This window comes from Streptomyces meridianus, from assembly GCF_023703325.1.
Lineage (GTDB): Bacteria > Actinomycetota > Actinomycetes > Streptomycetales > Streptomycetaceae > Streptomyces > Streptomyces meridianus.
The window spans coordinates 1-7,492 of the sequence record NZ_JAMQGM010000089.1 but is presented as its reverse complement, the minus strand read 5'-3'; the positions used below and the strand labels follow the sequence as shown (position 1 = coordinate 7,492).

The following is a 7,492-nucleotide window of genomic DNA, read 5'->3' as shown; positions in this document are numbered from 1 at the left end:
CCGCAAAGGCACGTCCAGATGCGCATCCACCGCAGCAGCCACCGCACCGAACGCCTCCCCGAACACCGCAAACGCCTCACACAACTCCCGCCCCATACCAAGACGCTGCGCACCCTGACCCGTGAACATGAAGGCGGTGGAGCCGTTTGTCACCACGCCGTGCACCACGCACGGGTGGGTCTCCCCCGCCGCGAGTGCGGCGAGCCCCGCGAGACCGGCGGCACGGTCGGCAGCCAGGACGACAGCGCGGTGCTCCAGCTGCGCCCGTGTGGTGGCCAGGGAGAAGGCGATGTCCGACGCGTCCCCGTCACCGGCACCGGTGAGGTGGTCGCGCACTCGTGCCGCCTGGGCGCGCAGCGCGTCGGCACCGCGACCGGACACCGTCCAGGGCATCGGGGCCGTGTCCGCCGCTCGTGCGGGGGCCGGCTCCTGGCCCGGCTCCGGCGCCGGTTCGGGTCGGGGGGCCTCTTCGAGGATGACGTGCGCGTTGGTGCCGCTGACCCCGAACGAGGACACGCCGGAACGCCGCGGGTGGTCCGCTCTCGCCCACTCCCGGGCCTCCGACAGCAGCCGCACGTTGCCCGCCGACCAGTCGACGTGGCTGGAGGGCGCGTCCACGTGCAGGGTGCGCGGAAGCACCCCGTGCCGCATCGCCATGACCATCTTGATGATGCCGCTGACACCGGCCGCCGCCTGCGCGTGACCGATGTTCGACTTGATCGACCCCAGCCACAACGGCCGGTCCTCCGGCCGGTCCTGGCCGTACGTGGCCAGCAGCGCCTGCGCCTCGATCGGGTCGCCGAGCGTGGTGCCCGTGCCGTGTCCCTCGACCGCGTCGACCTGTCCGGAGGGTATTCCTGCATTGGCCAGGGCCTGCCGGATGACGCGCTGCTGGGCACGGCCGTTGGGGGCGGTCAGTCCGTTGCTCGCGCCGTCCTGGTTGACGGCGCTGCCCCGCACGAGGGCGAGCACCGGGTGCCCGTTGCGCTCGGCGTCCGACAGGCGCTCCAGCAGCAGCATGCCCGCGCCCTCGGACCAGCCTGTTCCGTCGGCGGCCTCGGCGAACGCCTTGCATCGCCCGTCGGGGGCCAGGCCGCGTTGCCGGCTGAACGCGACGAAGGGGGACGGCGTGGACATCACCATCACGCCGCCGGCCAGCGCCAGCGAGCACTCGCGCTGGCGCAGTGCCTGCGCGGCGAGGTGGAGGGAGACGAGGGACGAGGAGCAGGCGGTGTCGACCGTCACCGCCGGACCCTCCAGGCCCAGCGCGTAGGCGATCCGGCCGGAGATGACGGCGGCCGCGTTCGATGTGGTCATGTAGGCCTCGGCGATCTCGGGGATCGCGCCGAGCAGGTACTCGTAGTCCTGGATGCCGGAGCCGGCGAACACTCCGACGGGCTGGCCGCGCAGCGACACCGGGTCGATGCCGCCGCGTTCGAAGGCCTCCCAGGCGACCTCCAGCAGCAGCCGCTGCTGCGGATCCATGGTGACGGCCTCGTTGGGGCTGATACCGAAGAGCCCGGCGTCGAACTCGGCGGCGCCGTGGACGAATCCGCCCTCGGTCACGTAGCTGCTGCCGGCGTCGCCGGGCCCCCCGCCGCGGAGCCGGTCGAGGTCCCATCCGCGGTCGACGGGGAATTCCGAGACGGCGTCCGCGCCCTCGGCCACCAGAGACCACAGGTCCTCCGGTGAGGCCACCCCGCCCGGGTAGCGGCAGCTCATCGCGACGACGGCGATGGGTTCGTGTTCCTCGCTCTCGACCTCCTGGAGCCTGCGGCGGGTCTGGTGCAGGTCCGCCGTCACGCGCTTCAGGTAGTCGAGGAGTCGTTCGTCGTTGGCCATCTTGTCCCACCGAGTCCTTGTGGATGCCATGTGGTCGGGTCGAGCGCTCGGTCAGGCGAGGCCGAGTTCGTTGTCGATGAACGCGAGGACGTCATCGGCGGATGCCGTCTCCAACCGCTCTTCGACGGCGCCTCCGTCGGGTGCACCGAGCTTGTCGGTCACCAGCGTCAGCAGGGCCTGCAGGCGGGCGGTGACACGCGCCCCGGCGAGTTCCTCGGCGGGGAGACCCGCGACCGCCTCCTCGAGGTGGTCGAGCCGGGTGAGCAGGGGGACTCCATCGGCGCCCTGCTCCGGGAACAGCTCCGACCGGAGATGTGCGGCCAGCGCGTCGGGGGTGGGATGGTCGAACACCATGCTCGTGGGCAGGGTCCGGCCGGAGTCCCGGCCGAGCCGGTTGCGCAGGTCCACGGCGGCCACGGAGTCGAAGCCGAGGTCGTCGAAGCGGCGTCCGGGATCGACGTCGGCGGGGTCGTCATAGCCCAGCAGGGCGGAGACGTGGGTGCACACCAACTCCCGCAGCATCCTGCGCTGTTCGGGCTCCGGCAGGCCGGTGAGCTGCTCGGCCAGGCCGGATCCGCCTCCGGCCGGCTCGATCCCCGTGTCGAGGGCGGCCCGGGCCTCGGGCAGCGCGTCGAGCAGGGGGCGCGGGCGGGCCAGCGTGTAGGTCGGAGTGAAGCGTCCCCAGTCGAACTCGGCCACGACGGCGTGCGATTGCCTGTCGGCCAGGACTCGGCGGAGGGCGGCGACGGCGCGTGCCGGGGCCATCGCCGGGGCGCCGATGCGGCGCATGAGGGTGGCCAGTTCGGTGTCGACCATGCCGCCCTCCCAGGAGCCCCACGCGATCGAGGCGGCGGCGAGGCCACGAGCGCGACGCCGGTGGGCGAGACCGTCGAGGAAGGCATTGGCACTGCCGTAGGCGGCCTGTCCGGCGCTGCCCCACACGGCGGATCCGGAGGAGAACAGCACGAACGCGTCGAGCGGGGTGTCCCCGAGGAGTTCGTCCAGGTGCTGGGCGCCGATGACCTTGGCGGTGGCCACCTCGGCGATCTCCTCGAGGGTGAGGTCGCCGACGGGGGCGATGCGCTGGGGCAGTCCGGCGGCGTGGAAGACAGCCGTGAGCGGCAGATCGGCGGGGAGGCCGTCGAGGAGCGTGCGGACGGACTCACGGTCGGCGACGTCACAGGACGCGACAGTGACCCGAGGTCCCATCTTCCGTAGTTCGTCGGCAAGTTCGGCGGCTCCGGGGGCATCGAGGCCGCGTCGGCCTGCGAGGACGAGGTGCTCCGCCCCGTCGGCGGCCAGCATGCGGGCGACGTGGGCGCCCAGCCCACCGGTCCCGCCGGTGACGAGCACGGTGCCGCGCGGTCGCCACGGCTGCGTTCCGGCGGACGGGTCCGGGCGGGTCATGCGGCGGGCGAACACACCCGCCGGGCGCAGGGCGACCTGGTCCTCGGCCCCGGACAGGACGTCGCAGAGCCGTCGCACGGCCCGCTCGTCCAGGTCGGCCGGGAGGTCGACGAGCCCGCCCCAGGTGTCGGGGCGGTCCAGGGCGAGTCCGGCTCCCAGGCCCCAGACCGCGGTCTGCCGCGGACTGACGGGCCGGGTGGCCTCGTCCGCGGCGTCGGTGGCGACGGCGCCGCTGGTGGCGCACCACAGGCGCGCCCGCCGGTCCTGGTCGTCCAGGGCCTGGACCAGAGCCGCGGTGTGGGCGAGGCCCCGGGAGAGGGAGGGGTGCCGGGGGTGCGGAAGGTCGTCGAGAGCGAGCAGGGAGAGGATGCTGTCGAACGGCCGGGAGGGGAGCAGGCCCGCGAGCGCGGCCCGGTCGACATCGCCTGCGACCTCGGTGACCGTGACCTGCGCGCCGCGTCCGGTGAGGGCGCCGGCGATCGTCGCGGCCTGTTCTGCGCCGCCTTGGGGGTGCAGGACCAGCCAGGTGCCCGGCAGGCGCGGGGATGCGGGGTCGGCGACGGGGGCCCAGGTGACGCGGTAGCGAAGGGAGTCGACGGCGGCGTCCTCGCGTGTTCGGGTGCGCCAGGAGGAGAGGGCCGGCAGGACGGGGGCGAGCGTCTCGGAGGCGATGCCCAGCCGTCCTGCCAGGCCCGCGATGTCGTCGCGCTCCACGGCGTTCCAGAAGTCGGCCTCGCCCGGCGCGACGCCGGCGGGGACGGCCGGGGTCTCGGCCTCGGCGCGCGCCCAGTAGCGCTTGCGCCGGAAGGCATAGGTGGGCAGGTCGACACGCCGGGCGCCGCTGCCGTCGAAGAACGCGTTCCAGTCGACCCCGGCGCCTCGGTTGTGGGCGTGGGCGAGAGCCGCGACCAGTTCACGCTGCTCGGAGCGGCCGCGGCGCAGGGATGCGACGAACGCGACGGCATCCTCGGCGCTCTCGTCCGCCGTGAGGCAGTCGGCGCCCAGCGGGGCGAGGGCGGCGTCCGGGCCGAGTTCGAGGAACAGACGGACGCCCTTGTCGTGCAGGCAACGCACGGCATCGTGGAAGCGGACGGTCTCCCGGACGTGGCGCACCCAGTGGCCGGGGGCGGCCAGTTCGTCCGCCCCGGCGTGCTCACCGGTGAGGGTGGAGACGATCGGGATGCGCGGCGGCGCGTAGGCGAGGGACTCGGCCACGGCGCCGAACTCGGCAAGCATCGGCTCCATGAGCGGTGAGTGGAACGCGTGGGAGACGGCAAGCCGCTTGGTCCGACGCCCGAGGGCTCCCATCCGGTCGGCGATACGGCCGACCGCGCCCTCGGCCCCGGAGACGACCACCGACCGGGGGCCGTTGACGGCGGCGATGCCGACGTGCTCGTCGAGGAGCGGCAGCACCTCCTCCTCGGTGGCCTCCAGTGCGACCATTGCGCCCCCCGCGGGCAGCTCCTGCATCAGGCGGCCCCGGGCGGCGACCAGCCGTGCCGCGTCGTCGAGGGAGAGGACACCGCCGACATGTGCCGCGGCGATCTCACCGATGGAGTGCCCGGCGAGGTGGTCGGGCCGCAGCCCCCAGGAGGTGAACAGCCGGTACAGGGCGACCTCGACGGCGAAGAGCGCCGGCTGGGCGTGGATCGTGCGTTCGAGCAGCCGGGGGTCGTCGCCCCACATCACCGCCCGCAGGCCGGTGCCGAGGTGGGTGTCGAGCGCAGTGATCACCTCGTCGAAGGGGCGAGCGAACTCCGGGTGGGCCGCGTGGAGTTCACGGCCCATGCCGAGGCGTTGCGCCCCCTGGCCGGTGAAGAGGAACGCAGTCGCGGCATCGGGTGCGGCCGTCGCCGTGAGCGTGCTGCCGACCGTGCTTCCTTCGGCGAGGGACCGCAGGGCGCAGAGTGCCTCGTCGCGGCTGCCGGCGACGACGGCCGCGCGGTGTTCGAAGGCGGCGCGGGTGGTGGCCAGCGACGCGGCGACATCGGTGAGGTGGAGCCCCGGGTGGGCGTCCAGATGGTCGGCGAGCCGACCGGCCTGGGCGGCGACGGTGTCGGCCCGGCGGGCCGAGACCAGCAGGGGAACGGCCCCGGCGCAACGGTCCGGCGCCGGGTCGCCGGGCTGCTGGTCGCCGGTGTACTCCTCCACCACGACGTGCGCGTTCGTGCCGCTGAGGCCGAACGAGGAGATGCCCGCCCGCCGCGGACGTCCGCGGTCGGGCCACGGCGTGTTCTCGTCGAGCAGCCGGATGCGGCCGGCACTCCAGTCGACCTTGGACGTGGGCCGGTCGAGGTGCAGCGTCCGGGGCAGCACGCCGTGGCGGATGGCCATCACCATCTTGATCAGGCCGCCGACTCCGGCAGCCGCCTGCGCGTGGCCGATGTTGGACTTGAACGAGCCCAACCACAGCGGCTGGTCGGCGGGGCGGTCCTGCCCGTACGTGGCCAGCAGCGCCTGGGCCTCGATCGGGTCGCCGAGGACCGTACCCGTGCCGTGGGCCTCGACCGCGTCGACGTCGGCCGGCGTCAGCCGCGCGGCGTCCAGCGCCTGCCGGATGACACGCTGCTGCGACGGACCGTTGGGCGCGGTGAGTCCGTTGGACGCACCGTCGGAGTTGACGGCCGAGCCGCGGATGACGGCGAGGACCGGATGGCCGTTGCGGACCGCGTCGGCCAGGCGCTCGACGAGCACCATGCCCACGCCCTCGGACCAGGTGGTGCCGTCGGCGGCCTCGGCGAAGGACTTGCAGCGCCCGTCGGGTGCGAGCCCACGGTCCTGGCTGAAGCCGACGAAGGACACGGGGGTCGCCATGACGGTCACCCCGCCGGCCAGCGCCATCGTGCACTCCCCGGACCGCACGGCGTGAACGGCCGAGTGCAGGGCGACGAGCGAGGACGAACACGCGGTGTCGACGGTCACGGCCGGGCCTTCGAGGCCGAGGACGTAGGCGATGCGGCCGGAGGCGACGCTGGCGAGCCCGCCGGTGCCCGCACCGGGGTAGTCGTGGTAGACCACGCCGGCGAACACGCCGGTGCGGCTGCCCTTGAGCGAGGTCGGGTCGATGCCGCCCCGTTCCAGCGTCTCCCAGGCGACCTCCAGGAGCAGCCGCTGCTGGGGGTCGGTGTCGCGGGCCTCACGGGGGCTCAACTTGAAGAAGTCGGCGTCGAAATCGCCCGCGCCGTGCAGGAATCCGCCCTCGCGGCAGTACGTCTTGCCGGGTGTGGACGGCTCGGGGTCATAGAGCGCCTCCGTGTCCCATCCACGGTCGGCCGGGAAGCGCGAGACAGCGTCGGTGCCGCTGCGCACCAGGTCCCACAGCTCCTCGGGTGTGGTGACGCCGCCGGGGAAGCGGCAGCCCATCGCGACGATGGCGACCGGCTCGTAGGGGCGGTCCTCGGCCTCGCGCAGCCGGCGCCGGGTCTGCTGGAGTTCGGTGGTGGCGCGCTTGAGGTAGTCCCGGAGCTTCTCGTCGTTGCTCATAGAACGTCAACCAATCTGGGCCGATCGTGCGGATCGCGGATCAGGAGATGCCGAACTCGTTGTCGAGCGCGTCGAACAGTTCGTCGTCGGTGGCGGTGGCGAAGTCGGTACTGCCCCGGTCGGTCTTCGGAGCGGCGGCTGAGGCACGGCGGCCGTCCTGCCAGCGCCGGACGATCGCCTCCAGCCGCTGCGTCACCCCGTCGAGCGTCGCCTTGTCGCCCTCCACCGATGCCAGCACCGCTTCCATGCGGGCGAGTTCGGCGAGCACGGACGAGTCCGCCGCCGTAGGGCCGCTCACCAGGCATTCGGCGAGGTGTGCTGCCGCGGCGCGCGGGGTCGGGTGGTCGAAGACGAGCGTGGTGGGCAGGTCGCTGCCGGTCGCGGCCATGAGACTGCGGCGAAGCTCGACGGCGGCCAGCGAATCGAAGCCGAGCTCGCGGAAGGCCGTGTCGGGCTCGACGGAGGCGATCGAGGGGTGGCCGAGGACACCGGCGACATGGGTGCGCACCAGCTCCAGGAGGAGGCGCTCCCGTTCCCCGTGGGCCAGCCCGCTCAGACTGCGGCGCAGTTCCGCCACGTCCTCGTTGCTCGTTTCGGGACGGATGTCTTCCGCACGGAGTGCTGAAACGGTGGCGGTTGAGCCGGCGGCATCGACCCAGTAGCGGGCCCGTTGGAAGGGGTAGGTGGGCAGGTCGATGCGGCGGGCGCCGGTGCCGTCGAAGAACGCGGACCAGTCCACCTCGGCCCCGGTGACGTGCAG

Annotated in this window: 3 protein-coding genes; all 3 read right to left on the bottom strand. The window is 73.4% G+C overall.

From position 1 onward, the window contains the following. Window positions 1-1,842 (bottom strand): type I polyketide synthase (locus tag M1E25_RS25510; RefSeq protein WP_251419672.1); only part of this gene is annotated, 1,842 nt, incomplete at its 3' end. Window positions 1,843-1,893: 51 nt separating this feature from the next. Continuing rightward, entirely contained in the window at window positions 1,894-6,732 is a 4,839-nt protein-coding gene (locus M1E25_RS25505) for a type I polyketide synthase (RefSeq protein ID WP_251419670.1), read from the bottom strand. Between the two features lie 40 nt (window positions 6,733-6,772). Then, window positions 6,773-7,492 (bottom strand): phosphopantetheine-binding protein (locus M1E25_RS25500; RefSeq protein WP_251419668.1); only part of this gene is annotated, 720 nt, incomplete at its 5' end.

Excerpts from the sequence above, each read along its gene's own strand:
- M1E25_RS25505 (WP_251419670.1), bottom strand. The coding sequence starts at position 6,732 with ATGAGCAACGACGAGAAGCTCCGGGACTACCTCAAGCGCGCCACCACC.